The 18259-nt window shown below is 63.9% G+C and carries 14 protein-coding genes and 1 pseudogene; 6 read left to right on the top strand and 9 right to left on the bottom strand.

Translation table 11 applies throughout. The annotated features are described in order from the left end of the window. Positions 1-74 precede the first annotated feature (74 nt). Together BM059_RS04130 and ggpS are read left to right on the top strand one after the other, a co-directional pair. Positions 75-1337, top strand: a complete 1263-nt coding sequence (locus BM059_RS04130) for an MFS transporter (RefSeq protein WP_074936930.1) — start codon at positions 75-77, stop codon at positions 1335-1337. A gap of 167 nt (positions 1338-1504) precedes the next feature. Then, positions 1505-3763, top strand: coding sequence for a glucosylglycerol-phosphate synthase (ggpS, locus tag BM059_RS04125; protein ID WP_074936929.1), 2259 nt, complete (start codon positions 1505-1507; stop codon positions 3761-3763). A gap of 171 nt (positions 3764-3934) precedes the next feature. On the opposite strand, the gene BM059_RS04120 is transcribed toward ggpS, so the two are convergent. From BM059_RS04120 to zwf, 7 genes and pseudogenes are all read right to left on the bottom strand, one after another. Beyond that, the gene (locus BM059_RS04120; RefSeq protein WP_074936926.1) at positions 3935-4354 is read right to left on the bottom strand and encodes a VOC family protein; all 420 of its coding nucleotides are present in this window, start codon (positions 4352-4354) and stop codon (positions 3935-3937) included. Between the two features lie 2 nt (positions 4355-4356). Next, complete coding sequence (locus tag BM059_RS04115) at positions 4357-4791, bottom strand: YciI family protein (protein ID WP_074936925.1); 435 nt, start codon at positions 4789-4791, stop codon at positions 4357-4359. Positions 4792-4997: 206 nt separating this feature from the next. Continuing rightward, a pseudogene (locus BM059_RS04110) lies at positions 4998-5531 on the bottom strand (REP-associated tyrosine transposase). Between the two features lie 121 nt (positions 5532-5652). Next, positions 5653-7575: a HAMP domain-containing methyl-accepting chemotaxis protein gene (locus tag BM059_RS04105; RefSeq protein WP_074936923.1), complete on the bottom strand. Its 1923-nt coding sequence runs from the start codon at positions 7573-7575 to the stop codon at positions 5653-5655. 167 nt (positions 7576-7742) lie between these two features. Further along, the gene (locus BM059_RS04100; RefSeq protein ID WP_037000229.1) at positions 7743-8414 is read right to left on the bottom strand and encodes a bifunctional 4-hydroxy-2-oxoglutarate aldolase/2-dehydro-3-deoxy-phosphogluconate aldolase; all 672 of its coding nucleotides are present in this window, start codon (positions 8412-8414) and stop codon (positions 7743-7745) included. Between the two features lies 1 nt (position 8415). Beyond that, the gene (gene pgl, locus BM059_RS04095) at positions 8416-9129 is read right to left on the bottom strand and encodes a 6-phosphogluconolactonase (protein WP_074936921.1); all 714 of its coding nucleotides are present in this window, start codon (positions 9127-9129) and stop codon (positions 8416-8418) included. Further along, a complete protein-coding gene (gene zwf / locus BM059_RS04090) occupies positions 9116-10585 on the bottom strand; it encodes a glucose-6-phosphate dehydrogenase (RefSeq protein ID WP_074936920.1) in 1470 nt (489 codons plus the stop codon). Before zwf ends, pgl begins: the two co-directional genes overlap by 14 nt. A 203-nt stretch (positions 10586-10788) precedes the next feature. On the opposite strand from zwf, the gene BM059_RS04085 reads away from it, so the two are divergent. The 3 genes from BM059_RS04085 (at position 10789) to sugE (ending at position 13245) form a co-directional block, all read left to right on the top strand. Continuing rightward, entirely contained in the window at positions 10789-11658 is an 870-nt protein-coding gene (locus BM059_RS04085) for a MurR/RpiR family transcriptional regulator (RefSeq protein WP_037000233.1), read from the top strand. A gap of 184 nt (positions 11659-11842) precedes the next feature. Next, positions 11843-12790: a bile acid:sodium symporter family protein gene (locus BM059_RS04080; protein ID WP_037000234.1), complete on the top strand. Its 948-nt coding sequence runs from the start codon at positions 11843-11845 to the stop codon at positions 12788-12790. Between the two features lie 140 nt (positions 12791-12930). Next, positions 12931-13245 carry a quaternary ammonium compound efflux SMR transporter SugE gene (sugE, locus tag BM059_RS04075; protein WP_017674886.1) on the top strand — a complete coding sequence of 105 codons (315 nt, stop codon included), beginning with the start codon at positions 12931-12933 and terminating at the stop codon, positions 13243-13245. 83 nt (positions 13246-13328) lie between these two features. Here the strand turns inward: sugE and BM059_RS04070 are convergent, their stop codons facing one another. Continuing rightward, positions 13329-15203 (bottom strand): MFS transporter, encoded by a 1875-nt coding sequence (locus BM059_RS04070; RefSeq protein WP_074936918.1) that lies wholly within the window; start codon positions 15201-15203, stop codon positions 13329-13331. A gap of 471 nt (positions 15204-15674) precedes the next feature. On the opposite strand from BM059_RS04070, the gene BM059_RS04065 reads away from it, so the two are divergent. Further along, complete coding sequence (locus tag BM059_RS04065; RefSeq protein WP_074936916.1) at positions 15675-16379, top strand: 4'-phosphopantetheinyl transferase family protein; 705 nt, start codon at positions 15675-15677, stop codon at positions 16377-16379. 269 nt (positions 16380-16648) lie between these two features. Here BM059_RS04065 and BM059_RS04060 read toward each other — a convergent pair whose 3' ends face one another. Beyond that, a complete protein-coding gene (locus BM059_RS04060) occupies positions 16649-18256 on the bottom strand; it encodes an ATP-binding protein (RefSeq protein WP_074936914.1) in 1608 nt (535 codons plus the stop codon). Positions 18257-18259: the final 3 nt, after the last annotated feature.

Raw genomic sequence — 18259 nt, 5'->3', positions numbered from 1 at the left:
ATAAAACTGATAAACGAAAGTCATGGCGTGCTTCATGCTTGCTATCAGGGGCATAGTTCCCTAGGGTAGTTCGCATGTGGTCCCTGATTGCCCCCATCAGTTCGTTGCTGAGCGGGGTCGCGTTACTCCTGCTTGGCAATGGTCTGCTCAACACCCTACTGACCCTGCGTGGCGTCGCCGAAGGCTACTCCACCACGATGCTCGGACTGATCATGTCCGGGTACTTCGTCGGGTTCCTTCTCGGCACCTGGCTGGCGACTCCGCTGGTCAGACGCATCGGGCACATTCGCGCGTTCGCCTGTTGTGCCGCCCTGGCCGCTATCGCTGCCCTACTCCATCTGTTGCTGATCGACCCCTGGGTCTGGCTGGGCCTGCGCGTGCTCTACGGCCTGGCTTTGGTCACGCTGTACATGGTCATAGAGAGCTGGCTCAACGCGCAGGCACCGAACGAAAAGCGCGGCCAGGTATTCGCCGTGTATATGGCGGTCAACCTCGGTGCTCTGGCACTGGCCCAGCAGCTGCTGCACCTGGCCGATCCGGTGCAATTCACCCTGTTCGCCATCGCTGCCATCCTGATCAGCGCAGCGCTGATGCCCATTACCCTGACCCGCCAGGCACAACCGAGCCTGCCGGAAACGCCGCCGAGCAACCTGCGCCAACTGTGGGGTATCGCGCCGCTGGCCATCGTCGCTGCGGGTTTGTCCGGGTTGGCGCTCGGCGCCTTCTGGGGCATGGCGCCGGTCTACGCCAGCCTGGCCGGCTTCGATACGCCTGGCGTCGGTCTGCTGATGACTGCAACCATTCTTGGCGGCGCCCTGTTGCAGTGGCCCATCGGTATCTACTCGGACCGCCACGACCGCCGTCAGGTGCTGTTCTGGGTGGTAGTGCTGGCCGTGGTCCTGGCGCTGATCATGAGCCTGCTGCCGGCCGGTCCGTTGCTACTTGGCGCGATGTTCATCTGGGGTGGCCTGGCCTTCGCCATCTACCCCGTCGCCGTGGCGCAGCTGATCGACCAGCTACGCAGCGACGAGATTCTTTCCGGCTCTGCCAGCCTGCTGATGGTCAACGGCATCGGTTCGGTGTGCGGGCCGCTGTTGGCCGGCGTGCTGATGGAACAACTGGGCGCAGGCGCACTGCCGCTGTATTTCGCTTGCACCCTCGGCCTGCTGGCCGCTTACACCCTTTACCGGCTGCGCCATGTCAGCGATCTGGTCAGCGGCGACGCGGCGCACTTCGTGCCCATGCTGCGCACCAGCCCCACGGTGCTGGAGCTGATGCCCGATGCGCCGCCACAAGACCACGAAGCCGCGGAGGAACCTTCCCCCAACGCCTCCTGAACACCGTGGGTCTGTATGCAAAGTCGCCGAGCGAAGGCACTTTCCATACAGAGCCTAAGGAAGGCTGTTTCGGCAAGGCCCCGAGCCTACCCCAAGCAGCCAGAAACCCGGCCCGTCGGCCGCTCGACCACGAGCGAAGCCGCACGGCCACTTCTGGAGAAACAACGATGCTATTAGCTACCGACCTGGATGGAACCTTTCTCGCCGGCAATCCCGAAGATCGCCTGAGCCTCTATCAGACCATTGCCGCGCACCCCGAGATCAAGCTCGCCTACGTCACCGGGCGCAGCCTGGAAGCGGTGCTGCCGCTACTGGCCGACCCGACGCTGCCGCAGCCGGACTACATCATCGCCGACGTCGGCGCGACCCTGGTGCATGGCGATAGCCTGCAACCGATCCAGCAACTGCAAAGCGTTGTCGATACCCGCTGGCCCGGTGAGACCCAAGTCGCCGGTGCCGTCGAGCCATTCGGCCTGGAGCGCCAGGACGTACCACAGGCACGCCGCTGCTCCTACTTCTGCACGCCCGAGCAGGCGGCCAATCCGGCGCTGCGCGAGATCGCCGACGAACTGGGTTGCGACCTGCTGTACTCCGCCGAGCTGTATCTCGACTTCCTGCCCAAGGGCGTGAACAAGGGCAGCAGCCTGCAGGCCCTGGCCGACTGGCTGGAGCTGAGCCACGATCAGGTGCTGGCCGCAGGCGACACGCTCAATGACCTGTCCATGCTCAGCTCCAGCTTCCACGGCGTGTGCGTCGGTGAGTCGGAAACCGCATTGCTGGAAGCCACCACCAACCACTCACGCACCCTGCACGCCGAGCGTCCGGGCTGCGGCGGCATCCTCGAAGCCTTTGCCCACTTCGGCTTCCTCGGCGAGCACGGTATCGCCGCCGAACGCCGCCAGGCCGCGCAACCGGGCAAGTCCGAGCTGGTGATGGTCTATCACCGCCTGCCCTACGAGGAATACCGCAACGCGGCCGGCAAGCTGCAACGTCGGCGCCCGACTTCGCCCAACGGCATCATCCCCACTCTGCTCAGCTTCTTCGGCGACGGCCGCCCCGGTTCCTGGGTCGCCTGGGCCGTGCATGAGGATGACAACGAGCCGTTCGACAGCCACACCACGGTGGACGCCGAGCGCTACCCCAAGCTCACCGCCGCGCGGGTCAAGCTGAGCAAGGAAGAAGTCGACATCTTCTACAAGCGCTTCTCCAAGGAAGCCTTCTGGCCGACGCTGCATACCTTCTGGGAGCGTGCCACCTTCAACGAGGATGACTGGCAGGTGTTCTGCAAGGTCAACCGCGCCTTCGCCGAACGCACCGCACTGGAAGCCGCCGAAGGCGCCATCGTCTGGCTGCATGACTACAACCTGTGGATGGTCCCGGCCTACCTGCGCGAGCTGCGCCCGGACCTGCGCATCGCCTTCTTCCACCACACTTACTTCCCCTCGGCGGACGTATTCAATGTGCTGCCTTGGCGCCGGCAGATCGTCGGCAGCCTGCTGCAGTGCGACTACATCGGCTTCCATATTCCGCGCCAGGTGGAAAACTTCGTCGACGTCGCCCGTGGCGTGTTCCCGCTGAAAACCCTGGAGCGACAAAACTGCGCACCGCGTTTCATCACCTATGGCTGCGCCGTTGGCCTGGAGCGCATGACCACAGCACTGGATACCGGCACCCGCCAGGTCAAGCTCGGCGCACATCCGGTAGGACTGGACATCGACCGTGTACGCAACGCCCTGGAGGCGCCGAAGATCAAGGAGCTGATGGGGCAACTGCGAGAGGAGATGAAGGGCGTGAAGCTGATTCTCTCGGTGGAGCGGCTCGACTACACCAAGGGCATCCTGGAAAAGCTCAACGCCTACGAGCGGTTGCTGGCCGACAACCCCGAGCTGATCGGCAAGGTCACCCTGGTTACCGTCTGCGTGCCGGCGGCCAAGGAAATGACCATCTACAACGAGTTGCAGACCCAGATCGAACAGGCGGTCGGTCGCATCAACGGCCGCTTCGCCCGCATCGGCTGGACGCCACTGCAGTTCTTCTTCCGCAGCCTGCCGTTCGAGGAAGTCAGCGCCTGGTACGCCATGGCCGATGTCATGTGGATCACCCCACTGCGTGACGGCCTCAACCTGGTGGCCAAGGAATTCGTCGCAGCCCAGGGCCTGCTCGGCGGGCGCGGTGTGCTGGTGCTGTCGGAGTTCGCCGGCGCCGCCGCCGAACTCAAGGGCGCGCTGCTGACCAACCCGCATGACCCAGCCGACCTGGCGCAGACCTGCTACCTGGCGCTGAACCTGCCCAAGAGCGAAGCCCAGGCGCGCCTGCGCGAGTTGTTCGACATCGTCTGCTACAACGACATTCGCCGCTGGGGCGAGGAATTCCTGGCGGGTGTGCAGGTAAAGCAAGAGCCCGAGCCACTGACGCTGGCAAGCTGAAAAGATTTCGCGGCTGAGGCGGACGCTCCTACCGAGCCAATGAGTGCCGTAGGAGCGGCTTCAGCCACGAAAATCGAATTGCATCCGAAGCAGATGCAGAGTGCGCCGTGCGCACCACAGCGGGCGGATGGATGCCCCTCTACCCGTGATGATGACTGCGATCGAACGGGCTTACCCCTCCTGGCTATCGATCACGCAATTGATCATCCATGGCACCCCGAAGCGGTCAGTGAGCATGGCGAATTGGGTCGCCCAGAACGTGGCCTGCAGTTCCATCTGCACCTCACCACCGGCGGACAGCGCCTCGTACAGGCGCTCGGCCTCCGGCACGTTGTCCACCTGCAGGGAAATCGAGCAGCCCTTGATGCCTTGGTGCGGATACTGCGGGATGGTGTCCGACGCCATCAGAACCTGATCACCGGCCGTCAGGCACACGTGCATCACCCGGTCATGAAACTCCGCAGGCACCTCGCCCGCATCCGGGCTCTTACCGAAGCGCATCAGCTCCAGCTTGCCGCCCAGCAGCTCGGCGTAGAAATTGAAGGCATCCTCGCACTGGCCGTCGAACATCAGATAGGCATGAATCTTCATCATTACTCTCCTTGGTTTTCACAGTTCATGCGCGCGCGGATACGCTCTTCCTGCTCACGCAACTCGGGGGTGAACTCGGCGCCGAAATCCTCGGCCTCGAAGATCTGCCGAATCTCGATATCGGACTCGCCAGGCATGGGGTTGGGGCAACGCTTGACCCAGTCGATACAGGCCTGCAGCGACTCGACCTGAAAGATCCAGAAGCCGGCTACCAGCTCCTTGGTCTCCATGAACGGACCATCGATCACCGTGCGCTGCGTGCCGGAGAAGCGCACCCGCGCGCCCTTGGCGCTGGGGTGCAGACCTTCGGCGGCCTGAATCACGCCAGCGGCTGCCAGCTCTTCGTTGTAACGGCCCATGGCCGTGAGCAGCTCTTCGCTGGGCATCAGACCGGCTTCGGAATCCGCAGTCGCTTTGACAATCACCATGAAACGCATCGCCTTTCTCCTTGTTCGAGTCGAAGTCGCGCGCAGGGTGTCTCCCTACGGCTGACAGTGAACCCGGGGCGGGGTTCTATGCAGTAGTCGAATGAGCGACGGAAGAATCGACAGGCACGCTGAAAAAGTTGGTGCGCGCAGCGCACCCTACGTGATCGCGCGGTTTCGTAGGGTGTCGCGGGGCAGCCTAGGCCGTGCGCACCGCGTCATTCGCCGTACTCACCGTCACCCATTTTGGCATCGCGCCCCCAATCCGCCGGATATACGCCCTCCTTCACCAAACGATGAAAGCTGGACCACGGCCAATCCGCCACACGTTCGACCAATCCATGCTTCACCGGATTGAAATGCAGGTAATCCATATGCCCACGGTAGTCGTCTTCATCGCGAATGCGGTGCTCCCAGAAACGCCGCTGCCACAGGCACGATTCGCGGCGCAGGCTACGGCTCAGACTGACTGCTCCAGGCATCGCGATTGCCTGGGATGTCAGACGCTTGATCATCGACCAACGCAGGCCGAAATCGGCATCGCCTTGCGGCAGTCGTCAGAGGCAATGCAGGTGATCGGGCAACAGCACCCAACCTTCGATGATGAAGGGATGCTGGACACGTACCCGTTCAATGGAGCGCCGCAGGGCTGCGCGCAATGGCGCATCGGTCAACACCGGGAGGCGCTGATGGTTTACCAGCGTAAAGAAATAGCAGGCACCCGCTTCACGGGCGCGGCGGTAACTGGACATTCCTTGTCTCCTGCATCCTTGCCGGCAGATTCAGGATAGTCGGCGGTGCGCGCGGCGCACCCTACAGGTAGAACGGCGCAATTCCCGTAGGGTGCGCCGTACGCACCGAATCCAACTCGAATCAAACGCGGAAGCGGCTGACCATTGCTTGCAGCTGGCCACCCAGGCGCGCCAGCTCGGCGGAGGATTTGGCCGTTTCATCGCTGGCAGTGGCGGTCTGCTCGGAGACATCGCGCACGCTGAGGATGCTGCGGCTGATTTCTTCGGCCACGGCACTCTGCTCTTCTGCGGCGGCAGAGATCTGCTGGTTCATCGATTGGATGTTGGACACCGCAAGGGTGATGCTGCCCAGCGAGTCGCCGGCCTTGCGCGTCAGCTCGACGCTGCTGTCGGTGAGGTTGCGGCTGTTGCGCATCACCGTCGCCACCTGCTGGGTACCGCTCTGCAGCCCGGCGATCAGCGCCTCGATCTCTTCGGTGGATTTCTGCGTACGCTGCGCCAAACCGCGAACCTCGTCAGCGACCACAGCAAAACCGCGCCCCGCTTCGCCGGCACGCGCGGCCTCGATGGCGGCGTTGAGCGCCAGCAGGTTGGTCTGCTCGGCCACCGACTTGATCACGTCCATCACGCTGCCGATCTTGTCGCTTTCCTGCTGCAGGCCGGTCATAGCCTCGGAAGAGCGCCCTACTTCGGCAGCCAGACGTTCGATCTGCACAATCACCTCGGCCACCACCTGGTCGCCCAGACGGGCCTGGCCATCGGCCTGGTTGGCCGCTTGCGAGGCCTGCTCGGCGTTGCGCGCCACTTCCTGCACGGTGGCGGACATCTCATGCATGGCGGTGGCCACCTGATCGGTCTCGCTCTTCTGGTTGTTGGCACCGGCGCTGGTCTGCTCGGTGACTGCCGACAACTCCTCGGCGGCGCTGGCGATCTGCGTGACGCTATCGCGGATGCCGCCGATCAGCTCGCGCAGAGTCGTGGCCATGTGCTGGATGCCCTGCTGCAGTTGGCCCATTTCGTCGCGACGATCGACCCGCACACTGGCGGTCAGGTCGCCATCGGCAATGCGCTGCACCGCGCCCAGGGTGTCCTGCAATGGGCGGGTGATCTGACGGGTGATGATCCAGGCAGCCAGAACGCCGAACAGCAGGGCCAACAGCGTGGTGATGATCTGTAGATTGCGGGCAGTGGCGGTTTCCTCATCGCGGCGGTCGATTTGGATCTGGTTCAGCGCCTTGCTGTCCTTGACGATCTGGTAACCCTGCTGAGTCAACGCCCCACGGGCGGCAACGATGATGTCGTTGGCCTGACTGAAACGCTGCACTTGCGCCTGATAGGCATCGAGACCGGCGCGCACCGCGTTGATCGCGTCGCCCTCCTCGCCTGCGAAGGCCGCAGCCAGAGCCTCGATGCTCTGCACGGCATGCTCGCTCTGAGTACGCATCGCCTGTTCGGTGTTGGCATTGGGATTAGCCGTATAGCCGCGCACCTCGTAACGGGTCAATTGCAGACTCTCACGCACATCACGCACAGCCTGGTAGCGGTCAGGCCGATGCTCGTCGAATTCAGGCATCTGCTGCACGACCCGGTACAGACCATCGAGATCGGTGAACGCCTGCTTCGCCAGGATGCCCATCTGCTCGCGCGCAGCACGTGCAGTGCGATAAGCCTCGACCATCTGATTGAAGGACTGCTTGTACAGCTCGATCTGCTCGGCCTGCTGCGCCAGCAGGCGAACGTTTTCCTCACTGCGGAAGCGGCTACGTACATCAGCGTGCGCGGCGCTGTAGCTGGTCAGCGACTTTTGCACCACCTCGGCCATCTTCTCGTCACCGTTATCCAGCATGTAACGCAGACGGTCGACACGCAGCTCGGTCAGCAGATTGCTCAGGTGATTGATGTCGGCGGTCCAGTTGCTGCGCTGAATCAGGCTGCCCATGCTGTTCCAGGCAACGCTGGCGAGGATCAGGGTGAGGGCCAGCACCAGGCCGAAGCCGAGCGCGAGTTTGCGGGTAACGCTGAGGTTCGCGAACCAGGTGTTCATGACATTTCTCCAACTGCGGATGTTTCAGATTTCGCTGGAGAATTGTTTTTGTTGAAGCCAGCACAAGGGATCAGTTGACGTAGTAGGCGACCACCAGGGCACAGATATTGAGCGGCTGCGACATTCTGCAGTGGTGCCGCCCTCGGCAGCGGCACCGCGCATGTAAATCAGCCCAGCAGTTGCAGGGCCTCGGCGCTGCATTGCTGGATGCGCGCCCAGTCGCTGTTAGCCACCCACTCGCGCTGGAACATCCAGGTGCCGCCCACGCACATGACGTTGGGCTGCGCCATGTAGCGCTGCAAGTTGTCCGGGGTAATGCCGCCGGTTGGGCAGAAGCGCACGCCGCCGAATGGCCCGGACAGCGCCTTGAGCGCCGCGACGCCGCCGCAGACCTCTGCCGGGAATAGCTTGAAGCGGCGGTAGCCGAGGGCGTAACCGACCATCAGCTCCGAGGCACTGCTCACGCCTGGCAACAGTGGCAGCGGATTGTCCAGCGCCGCCAGCAGCAGCTCACGCGTACTGCCCGGGGTGACGATGAACTGCGCCCCTGCAGCGGTCGCGGCGGCGAGCATGTCTTCATCGAGCACGGTACCGGCGCCCACGCAGAGCTCGGGACGCTCGGCACGCAGGCGGCGAATCGCCTCCAGGCCATGCTCCGAGCGCAGGGTCACCTCCAGCACACGCAAGCCACCGGCGGCCAAGGCGTCTGCCAGCGGCAGGATATCCGCCTCACGGGCGATGGTGATCACCGGCATGATCCGCGCCTGAGCGCAGATGCGGTCGATCTCGGCGATTTTGTCGGCCATGCGCGCACGCTGGTCTTGGTCGAGGCTGGTCATGTCAGGGGCACCAATGTATTTCAAGAGGAGAATTGAGGAAGGCGCGGATCGGCAGTTGGGCGATTTCGCCCGGCATCAGCGCCGCACTCAGAGTGTTCAGTTTCGCTTGGCCCTGGATCGCCAGCAGCGGCATACGTGCGCTGGCCAGCACCGGCAGGGTCAGGGTCAGGCGTTGCGCCGGCTCGCTCGGGGCCAGCATCGGCAGCACGCGGCGCGCGCAGTCAGGCTGCAGCGCCTGGTGCAGATTGGGGCTGTGCGGGAACAGCGAGGCGGTGTGGCCATCGTCGCCCATGCCCAGCACCAGCACGTCGATGGGCGCCAGCTCGGCAACCGCTTCATCGGCCAGTTCGGCGGCCTGTTCGAGGTTGCCAGCGACCTGATAGAGACTAAGGAAGCGCGCCTCGGCGGCCGGCCCCTGGAGCAGATGACGGCGCACCAACGCCTCGTTGCTACCAGCATGATTGACCGGCACCCAACGCTCATCGGCCAGGCTGACACACACCTGCGCCCAGGGTAGCTCCTGCTGCGCCAGCGCTTCGAAGAACGGCACGGGGCTGCGCCCGCCGGACACCACCAACGTGGCCTGGCCGCGGCTGGTGATGGCCTGCCGCAGCGCATCGGCCACGCGCACGGCCAACGCCTGGGCCAACTGTTCGGCGTTGTCGTGTGAGCAGGCCTGCACGCCTTGCGGCAGTTTCAGTTCAGAGATCGCCATACCAACTCCTGCCATCTCGGGTGATCAACGCCACCGACGCCATGGGCCCCCAGCTGCCGGCGGTATAAGGTTTCGGCGCTTCGCCGAGGCGCTGCCAACCGTCGATCAACTGATCGCACCACTGCCAGGCGTATTCGATTTCGTCCTTGCGCACGAACAGGTTCTGATTGCCGCGCATCACTTCCAGCAGCAGGCGCTCGTAGGCATCGGGGATGCGCGCACTGCGGTAAGTGTCGGAGAAGCTCAGCTGCAGCGGGCCGCTGCGCAGCTGCATGCCCTTGTCCAGGCCCTGATCCTTGGTCAGCACCTGCAGAGCAATGCCCTCGTCCGGCTGCAGGCGGATGATCAGCTTGTTGCCGATCAGCTGGCGCTGCTCCGGGGCGAAGATGTAGTGCGGCGGCGCCTTGAAGTGAATGACGATCTGCGACAGCTTCTGCGGCATGCGCTTGCCGGTGCGCAGGTAGAACGGCACGCCGGCCCAGCGCCAGTTGCGGATGTCGGCGCGCAGGGCAACGAAGGTTTCAGTATCGCTCTGGGTGTTGGAGTTCTCTTCCTCCAGGTACCCCGGCACTGGTCGACCATCGCTGCTACCGGCCACGTACTGGCCGCGCACCACGCGCTGGCCGAGCTGCTCGACGCTGATCGGCTCCAGCGCCTTGAGCACCTTGACCTTCTCGTCGCGGATGCTGTCGGCGGACAGGTCGCTGGGCGGGTCCATGGCGATCAGGCAGAGCAACTGCAGCAAGTGGTTCTGGATCATGTCGCGCAACTGCCCGGCCTGATCGAAATAACCCCAGCGCCCTTCGATACCGACCTTCTCGGCCACGGTGATTTCCACGTGAGAGATGTGGTTCTGGTTCCACTGGGTTTCGAACAAGCTGTTGGCAAAGCGCAGGGCAATGAGGTTCTGCACCGTCTCCTTGCCCAGGTAATGGTCGATGCGATAGACGCGGTTTTCCGGGAACACCTGGGCCACGGCATCGTTGACCGCGCGCGAAGACGTCAGGTCATGGCCGATCGGCTTCTCCAGCACCACCCGCGTGCCCTTGGCCAGCCCCACGGCAGCCAGGTTGGCGCAGATGCCGCCATATACCGAGGCTGGCGTGGCGAAGTAGGCGATCAACTGATCCTGCGGGCTGACCTGCTCGAGCAGCGCCGAGTAGTCCTCGGCCTTGAGAAAGTCCATGGTCAGGTAGCTCAGACGCGCCAGGAACCGCGCCATGTCGGTTTCCGTCAGCTCCTTGGCTGGCACATGCAGGCGCAACGCCTGCTCGATGGCACGCAGGTGGTCGCTCGGCTCGCCCGTTTCACGGGCCAGGGCGAGAATGCGCGTGGCATCGTGTAGCAAACCAGCGCGATCAAGCTGGTAAAGCGCGGGAAACAACTTGCGCAAGGCCAGATCGCCCAGCGCGCCGAACAAGGCAAAGGTGCAGGATTCAAGCTTCATCGCAGGCATGGAGTTTGTTCTTTTATCAAGATGCACTAGAAATACCGGGTGATACTGCTTTTATCAAGGAAAAATGTTGTGATAGCAACAACATTATTCACTACATCCGATAAGTCAGTGGTGACCTTGAGGCGGCATCAGTAGGATAGGCCGGTTGTTTTACCGCCCATCACCTGTCGCCAAGCCCGTTCAATCGCCTGTTAGGAGCTCTTATGGACCGCGTGCGCAACCTGCTGGAACAGATCCAGAGCCGCCTGGACGACCTGAACAAGGCCGAACGCAAGGTCGCCGAAGTGATCCTGCACGATCCGCAACAGGCCACGCGCTTCAGCATCGCCGCGCTGGCCCAGGCGGCCGCTGTCAGCGAGCCGACGGTCAACCGCTTCTGCCGCTCGTTCGGCGCCAACGGTTACCCGGAGCTGAAGATGCAACTGGCGCAGAGCCTGGCCAGCGGCGCCGCCTACGTCAGCCGCGCAGTGTCGGCCGACGACGGCCCCGAGGCCTACACGCGCAAGATCTTCGGCAGCACCATCGCCTCGCTGGACAGTGCCTGCCAGAGCCTCGACCCGCAGCACGTCAGCCGCGCCGTCGACCTGCTGATCCAGGCTCGGCAGATTCACTTCTTCGGCCTCGGCGCCTCGGCATCGGTGGCACTGGACGCGCAACACAAGTTCTTTCGCTTCAACCTGGCGGTCTCGGCGCATTCAGATGTACTGATGCAGCGCATGATCGCTTCGGTGGCGCACACCGGTGACCTGTTCGTGATCATTTCCTACACCGGGCGCACCCGCGAGCTGGTGGAAGTGGCACGTCTGGCCCGCGAGAACGGCGCGTCGGTGCTCGGCCTCACCGCCGCCGGCTCGCCACTGGCCAAGGCCAGCACCCTGAGCCTGGACATTCCGCTGCCGGAAGACACCGACATCTACATGCCAATGACCTCGCGCATCATCCAGCTCACCGTGCTCGATGTGCTCGCCACTGGCGTCACCCTGCGCCGCGGCGTCGACTTCCAGCCACACCTGCGCAAGATCAAGGAAAGCCTCAGCGCCAGCCGTTACCCGGCGGATGAAGAGCCACTGTAAGGCGCTTGTAGGAGCCAGCTTGCTGGCGATCCGCCGTATCGGCATTCCCCGAAAAAGCATCGCCGGCAAGTCGGTTCCTGCAGTTCTGCGGTGTCGCGGGCTGAATACAGCCGTGGCTCGGCCAGGCAAATTGCCACGCTTCTGGTAGGCTTGCCGGCTTTGCGAACCTGCCGGAACATCCTTCATGCAAGCACTGATCGCCCTCAGCCGTTTCATCGGCAACACCTTTGCCATCTGGGTGTTGTTGTTCGCCGTCATGGCCTTCTTCCAACCCAGCTGGTTCCTGCCGCTGACCGCGTGGATCGTGCCGCTGCTCGGGCTGATCATGTTCGGCATGGGCCTAACCCTCAAAGGTGCAGACTTCAAGGAAGTGGCGCGGCGCCCGATTGCCGTGCTGATCGGCGTACTGGCCCAGTTCATCATCATGCCCTGCACGGCCTGGCTGCTGTGCCAGGCCTTCGCCCTGCCGCCGGAAATCGCCGTGGGCGTGATCCTGGTTGGCTGCTGCCCGGGCGGCACCGCCTCCAACGTGATCACCTGGTTCGCCCGTGGCGACCTGGCGCTGTCGGTGTCGATCACCGCCGTCACCACCCTGCTCGCCCCGCTCGTCACCCCTGGTCTGATCTGGCTGCTGGCTTCGGAATGGTTGCCGGTGTCGTTCAGCGCCATGTTCATCTCGATCCTCAAGATGGTGCTGCTGCCCATCGCCCTCGGCCTGATCGCGCAGCGCCTGCTCGGCGAGCGCGTAAAGACCGCGGTCGAGGTGCTGCCGCTGATTTCCGTAGTGAGCATCGTCGCCATCGTGGCGGCAGTGGTCGCCGCCAGCCAGGGCAAGATCGCTGAATCCGGCCTGCTGATCATGGCCGTGGTGATCCTGCACAACGGCATCGGCCTGGGCCTGGGTTATCTCGCCGGACGCCTGTTCGGCATGTCGCTGGCACAGCGCAAGACGCTGTCGATCGAGGTCGGCATGCAGAACTCCGGCCTCGGCGCCGCCCTGGCGAGCGCGCATTTCAGCCCGCTGGCCGCCGTGCCCAGCGCGCTGTTCAGCGTCTGGCACAACCTCTCCGGCCCGCTGTTGGCAACCTTCTATCGCCGGATGGGCCAAGGGGCGGAAAAAGGTAGCGACTGACCCAATGCCTCGCACCAATCCGGGGCACCTTGCCCCGGACATGCCAATATGCACAATATTGGCGCACGCGAGGACGACCTCCGCACCCTGACGCAGGGTGGCTCATCCGGGGACGGCCCCTTCAGCTTCTGGAGGTGAATATGTCCTGGATCATTCTGTTTCTCGCCGGCCTGTTCGAGGTCGGCTGGGCCATCGGCCTGAAATACACCGAAGGCTTCACCCGCCCCCTGCCAACGGCGCTGACCGTCTGCGCCATGCTGGTCAGCCTCGGCCTGCTCGGCCTGGCCATGAAGGAACTGCCGTTAGGCACCGCCTACGCCATCTGGACCGGCGTCGGCGCCGTGGGCACGGTGATCGCCGGCATCATCCTGTTCGGCGAATCGATGGCGCTGCTGCGCCTGGCCAGCGTGGCGCTGATCGTCTGCGGGTTGATCGGGCTCAAGATGAGCCACTAGAAAGCCCGGTGCGCACAGCACACCCTACGAAAGCAGGTGATCCGTAGGGTGTCGCGGGGCCGCCTAGGCCGTGCGCACCTTCATCAACGCCAATCTCCACGCAGTTCGGCCACCTGCGCCTGCAGCGCCTCACGCTTGGCCTGCTCCGGCGCAATCGGTGCACCCGCCACCAGACACACCCGCGACCACAGGCGCCTGAAGATGCCCTTGTGCGGATCGCGACTGAAGAAGCTGCCCCACAAGCCTTGCAGCGCCATGGGGATCACCGGCACCGGGTTCTCTTCGAGGATGCGCTCGACCCCAGACCTGAACTCGTCGATCTCGCCATCAGCCGTCAGCTTGCCTTCGGGGAAGATGCACACCAACTCGCCATTGCGCAGGTACTCGGCGATCTTCTTGAACGCGTCGTCGTAGATCAGCAGGTCCTCATTGCGCCCGGCAATCGGCACGGTACCGGCGGTACGGAAGACGAAGTTGAGCACCGGCAGGTCGTAGATCTTGTAGTACATGACGAAGCGCACCGGCCGGCGAATAGCGCCACCTATCAGCAGCGCATCGACGAACGACACGTGGTTGCACACCAGTACCGCCGGGCCTTCATCCGGGATCACGCCCAGGCCCTTGTGCTCGACCCGGTACATCGAATGCCCCAGCAGCCAGATGAGAAAGCGCATGCTGAATTCGGGGACGATCTTGAAGATGTAGCTGTTGACCGCGATGTTCATCAGCGACACCACCAGGAACAGCTGCGGAATCGACAGCCCGGCGACGCTGAGGAACAGGATCGCGACGATGGCCGACGCCACCATGAACAACGCATTGAGGATGTTGTTGGCCGCGATCACCCGCGCCCGCTCATGCTCGGCGGTACGCGACTGGATCAGCGCATACAGCGGCACGATGTAGAAGCCGCCGAACAGGCCGATGCCGAGGATGCAGCCGAGAATCCACCAGGCCTGGCCATAGCCCAACAGCGCCAGCCAGTCATGCGGTGCGGCGCCCTCGGGGAAACCACCGGAGAACCACCAGAGCAGGATGCCGAACAAGGTCAGGCCGATGGAGCCGAATGGCACCAGGCCGATCTCCACCTTGTGCCCGCTCATGCGCTCGCAGAGCATCGAACCCAGGCCGATACCGAGCGAGAACACGGTGAGAATCAGCGTCACCACACTCTCGTCGCCGTACAGCCACTCCTTGGAGTAAGCCGGAATCTGCGTCAGGTAGATCGCGCCGAGAAACCAGAACCAGGAGTTGCCCACCAGCGAACGCGACACCGCCGGACGCTGGCCCAGGCCGAGTTTCATGATCACCCAGGACTGGCGAAAGATGTTCCAGTCCAGCGGCAGCTCCGGCATTGCCGCCGACGCTCGCGGGATACCTTGGCTGGCCAGGTAGCCGAGCAGCGCCACCCCCACTACCGAGCCGGCGACGATGGGCGCATAACTGCTGCTGGCCATCATGATTCCGGCGCCGATGGTGCCGGCCAGAATCGCCAGGAAGGTGCCCATCTCCACCAGCGCGTTACCGCCGACCAGCTCCTGCTCCTTGAGGTGCTGCGGCAGGATCGAATACTTCACCGGGCCGAACAGCGCCGACTGCGTGCCCATGGCGAACAGCACGGCGAGCATCAGCGGCAGGTTATCCAGCATCACCCCGGCGGCGCCGGCAAGCATGATGCCGATCTCGGCGAACTTGATCTTGCGGATCAGCGCATCCTTGGCGAACTTCTCGCCAAACTGCCCGCCAAGGGCCGAGAACAGAAAGAACGGCAGGATGAACAGCAAGGCGCAGAGATTGACCAGCAGATCGCGGTCGACGCCCGTGTTGATCTTGAAGAGGATGGCAAGAATCAGCGACTGCTTGAAAATGTTGTCATTGAAGGCGCCGAGCAATTGCGTCACGAAAAACGGCAGGAAGCGTTTCTTGCCGAGCAGGGCGAATTGCGATTGTTGGGTCATCGTCCATGGTCCTCGCGGGGGTTGATTTGCCCGCACAGGCATTTGACTGCAAATACCCCCACGAAAGCCACAGGGCAAATGCGAACACCTTGGCGATCACACGAAGGGCCGGGAGAGTCGTGCAGGATGGATGTCGCTTTTTACATCCACCAAAGTGGTGGATCGATGAAGCGTGATCCACCCTACGCATTTCGGCATTGCGTAGGGTGCGCCGTCACAGCCTGCCACTCCCCCGGCCGCACACCTAAACGCAGCGCAAAAAAAACGGCAGCCCAATCGGGCTACCGTTCTCGAACTCGGAGAAAACGTCAGTGCCCTCGCACTGACTACAACCTCACCTGCATTTCCTGGGGAATGCAGGCGCAGTCTGACAAAAGCCAGAGTCAGCGTCCGTGTAGCTTTGTTACCTGGGTGCAAAGAAATGTAAACGGCGGATGACTGCATGGTCCGCCGCGCGGCACAATCGCGCCCATGAACGCTCACCACCCCGCCTGCTGCAGCCCGCTCGACACGCACAACCCGCTGCCAAACGCGCTTGCCGGCGCGCACTTGATCAGCACCTGTTTCGACCCAACCCTGCTCGCCGAGGACGATTTTGCCCGCTGCGAGATCGCCCCGGTGCGCGGCGTGGCCAAACGCCAGGCCGAATACCTGGCCGGGCGCTTATGCGCGCGCGAAGCCCTGCGCCGTGTGACCGGTCAGGCCAGCGTGCCAGCCGTCGGCGAAGACCGCGCGCCGCAATGGCCACTTGGCGTGGTCGGCTCCATCACCCACGGTGACAACTGGGCCGCCGCACTGGTCGCCCGACGTGAGCAATGGCGCGCCCTTGGCCTGGACGTCGAGCGCCTGCTGCCGGCCGAGCGCGCCCAACGCCTGCAGGGCGAAATCCTCACCGCGGCCGAACTGCAGCGCCTATCGGGCCTGGACGACGAGACCCGCGCCGCGCGCATCAGCCTGACCTTCTCGCTGAAGGAAAGCCTGTTCAAGGCGCTCTACCCGCTGACCCTGACGCGCTTCTACTTCCATGACGCCGAGCTGCTGGGCATCGATCACGACAGCGCGCGTCTGCGCCTGCTGATCGACCTGCACCCAGACTGGCGCACGGGCATCGAGCTGGATGGCCAGTTCGTGCTGTTCGATAACAAGGTGCTGAGTCTGGTGGCCGTGGCGGCGTGATCATGCACCACAGCGGCATTGATGGATAACCCGATGCGCGCGGCGCACCCTACGAAGCCGGCGGCGGTCACGGCGTAGCCCGGATTTCATGCGGGCTGGATAGAGCTATCGCGGCTGAAGCCGCTCCCACGGGACCTGTGAGCGTCTGTAGGAGCGGCTTCAGCCGCGATGCTTTTGGCCGCGCTCAATCGCCCCGGATTGCATCCGGGCTACAGCGCAGGCAAAAAATCGGTGCGCACAGCGCACCAGGTCCAGCACACAATCGCGCCCTACTCCCCCTGCTGTCGCGGCCACACCAGGCTGAAACGCGCGCCGCCAAGGCTGTCGCTGCGGCTGATCTGCGCCCGGCCGCCGTGCCAGTAGATGATCCGGCGCACGATGGACAGGCCCAGGCCATGCCCGCCAGAAGCCCGCGTGCGGCTGTCGTCGAGGCGCAGGAAGGGGCTGAACAGGCGCTCCCAGGCTTCTTCCGGCACGCCCGGCCCATCGTCCTCGACATCGATGCGGCAACGCTTGTAGCCAACCTGACAACTGATCAGCACCTTGCCTTCGGCGTAGCGCATGGCATTGCTCACCAGGTTCTGCAGCGCCCGGTGCAAGTAGCGCGGCTCGGCCTCGACCCAACAGGCGCCGTCGGCCTGCACGCTGAGCACCGCACCACACTCCACACGCACCTTGTTGCTCAGCGGCGCCAGCTCGTCGATCACCTGATCGATCAGCGCCTTGAGCTCCACCTGCTGGAAATTCAGCGCCGGCGAGCCCTGCTCCAGGCGCGCGTAGGTCAGCATCTCGTCGACCAGTTTGTCGAGGTCCTGGATATCGCTGTCCATGCCGTCCATGTATTTGCGCCGAGCACTTTCGCTCGGCGCGTCGGCGATCATCTCCAGGCCGAAACGCAGTCGCGCCACTGGCGTGCGCAGCTCGTGAGACACCGCTCGCACCAGCTCGCGCTGCGTGCTCAGGGATGTCTGCAAGTGCTCGGCCATGGCGTTGAAACTGCTGGCCAGGCGCCCTACCGAATCCGCGCCACGCGTCGGCACCCGCGCATCCAGGCGGCCACTGGCGATATGCGTGGCAGCACCTTCGAGTACGCGCAGGCGCTGCTCCAGCGAGCGCACCAGCAGGTAGACGATCAGGCCGATCAGGCTCAGGCCCAGCGCGCCGATCAGCACCAGCAATTGCGGTGGATAGGGGTTCATCTGGTACAGCGGGCCGATTTCCAGGACCCAGGGCGTATCGACGATGCCGGAGAACACATAAATGGAGTCGCCGCCCTTGCCCAGCGCCATCACCGTATCGCCCTCGTCGATGCGCCGGCGCTGGTCAAGGTCCAGGGTGGTGTCCTCCAGGCGTACCAGCTGCAGGTTGAAGCCGAACTGCTTGGCCGCCTTCAGCTCGGCCAGGCGCTGTGGCTGCTCTGCCACCGGGTAGCGGATCAGCTCGTCGATCAACAGATAGTTGGTGGCCCGCGCCAACTGCTCGCTGATCTGCTGGATCTCGCCGGTCAGCAGCAGCGGCTGCGTACCGTCGAGCAGGCCGTAGACCTTGGCCGAGTGCGGGCCAGTCTGCTGCACCAGCACGTGGCCGCGCTGCAACCGGTTGCGCTCGCTGCTTTCCAGCGCCACGTCGCCCAGGGCCTGCAGCTCCAGTGGAATACCGAGCAGGCGCGACCACACCACCAGGGCCCGTTTGCGCTCCACCTCGCTCATCGGCAGCAGGTTGTCTGCCATCAGGCGAAAGGTGCCGCGCGCCAGGCCTTCACGGTATTGGTCGCCGCGCACCTCGTTGACCAGGTGCAGAGTGCCGACGCCCAGCAGCGCCACCAGCACCAATGCGGCGAGCATGCCGCCATAGATGCGCAGGAAGATCGAGTTCATGGC

Source organism: Ectopseudomonas composti, assembly GCF_900115475.1.
GTDB classification, from domain to species: Bacteria; Pseudomonadota; Gammaproteobacteria; order Pseudomonadales; family Pseudomonadaceae; genus Aquipseudomonas; species Aquipseudomonas composti.
Note: the sequence above shows the minus strand (reverse complement) of the source record. Positions and strands in the feature narration are given on the sequence as shown.

Excerpts from the sequence above, each read along its gene's own strand:
- BM059_RS04130 (WP_074936930.1), top strand. The coding sequence starts at position 75 with ATGTGGTCCCTGATTGCCCCCATCAGTTCGTTGCTGAGCGGGGTCGCG.
- ggpS (WP_074936929.1), top strand. The coding sequence starts at position 1,505 with ATGCTATTAGCTACCGACCTGGATGGAACCTTTCTCGCCGGCAATCCC.
- BM059_RS04120 (WP_074936926.1), bottom strand. The coding sequence starts at position 4,354 with ATGAAGATTCATGCCTATCTGATGTTCGACGGCCAGTGCGAGGATGCC.
- BM059_RS04115 (WP_074936925.1), bottom strand. The coding sequence starts at position 4,791 with ATGCGTTTCATGGTGATTGTCAAAGCGACTGCGGATTCCGAAGCCGGT.
- BM059_RS04105 (WP_074936923.1), bottom strand. The coding sequence starts at position 7,575 with ATGAACACCTGGTTCGCGAACCTCAGCGTTACCCGCAAACTCGCGCTC.
- BM059_RS04100 (WP_037000229.1), bottom strand. The coding sequence starts at position 8,414 with ATGACCAGCCTCGACCAAGACCAGCGTGCGCGCATGGCCGACAAAATC.
- pgl (WP_074936921.1), bottom strand. The coding sequence starts at position 9,129 with ATGGCGATCTCTGAACTGAAACTGCCGCAAGGCGTGCAGGCCTGCTCA.
- zwf (WP_074936920.1), bottom strand. The coding sequence starts at position 10,585 with ATGCCTGCGATGAAGCTTGAATCCTGCACCTTTGCCTTGTTCGGCGCG.
- BM059_RS04085 (WP_037000233.1), top strand. The coding sequence starts at position 10,789 with ATGGACCGCGTGCGCAACCTGCTGGAACAGATCCAGAGCCGCCTGGAC.
- BM059_RS04080 (WP_037000234.1), top strand. The coding sequence starts at position 11,843 with ATGCAAGCACTGATCGCCCTCAGCCGTTTCATCGGCAACACCTTTGCC.
- sugE (WP_017674886.1), top strand. The coding sequence starts at position 12,931 with ATGTCCTGGATCATTCTGTTTCTCGCCGGCCTGTTCGAGGTCGGCTGG.
- BM059_RS04070 (WP_074936918.1), bottom strand. The coding sequence starts at position 15,203 with ATGACCCAACAATCGCAATTCGCCCTGCTCGGCAAGAAACGCTTCCTG.
- BM059_RS04065 (WP_074936916.1), top strand. The coding sequence starts at position 15,675 with ATGAACGCTCACCACCCCGCCTGCTGCAGCCCGCTCGACACGCACAAC.
- BM059_RS04060 (WP_074936914.1), bottom strand. The coding sequence starts at position 18,256 with ATGAACTCGATCTTCCTGCGCATCTATGGCGGCATGCTCGCCGCATTG.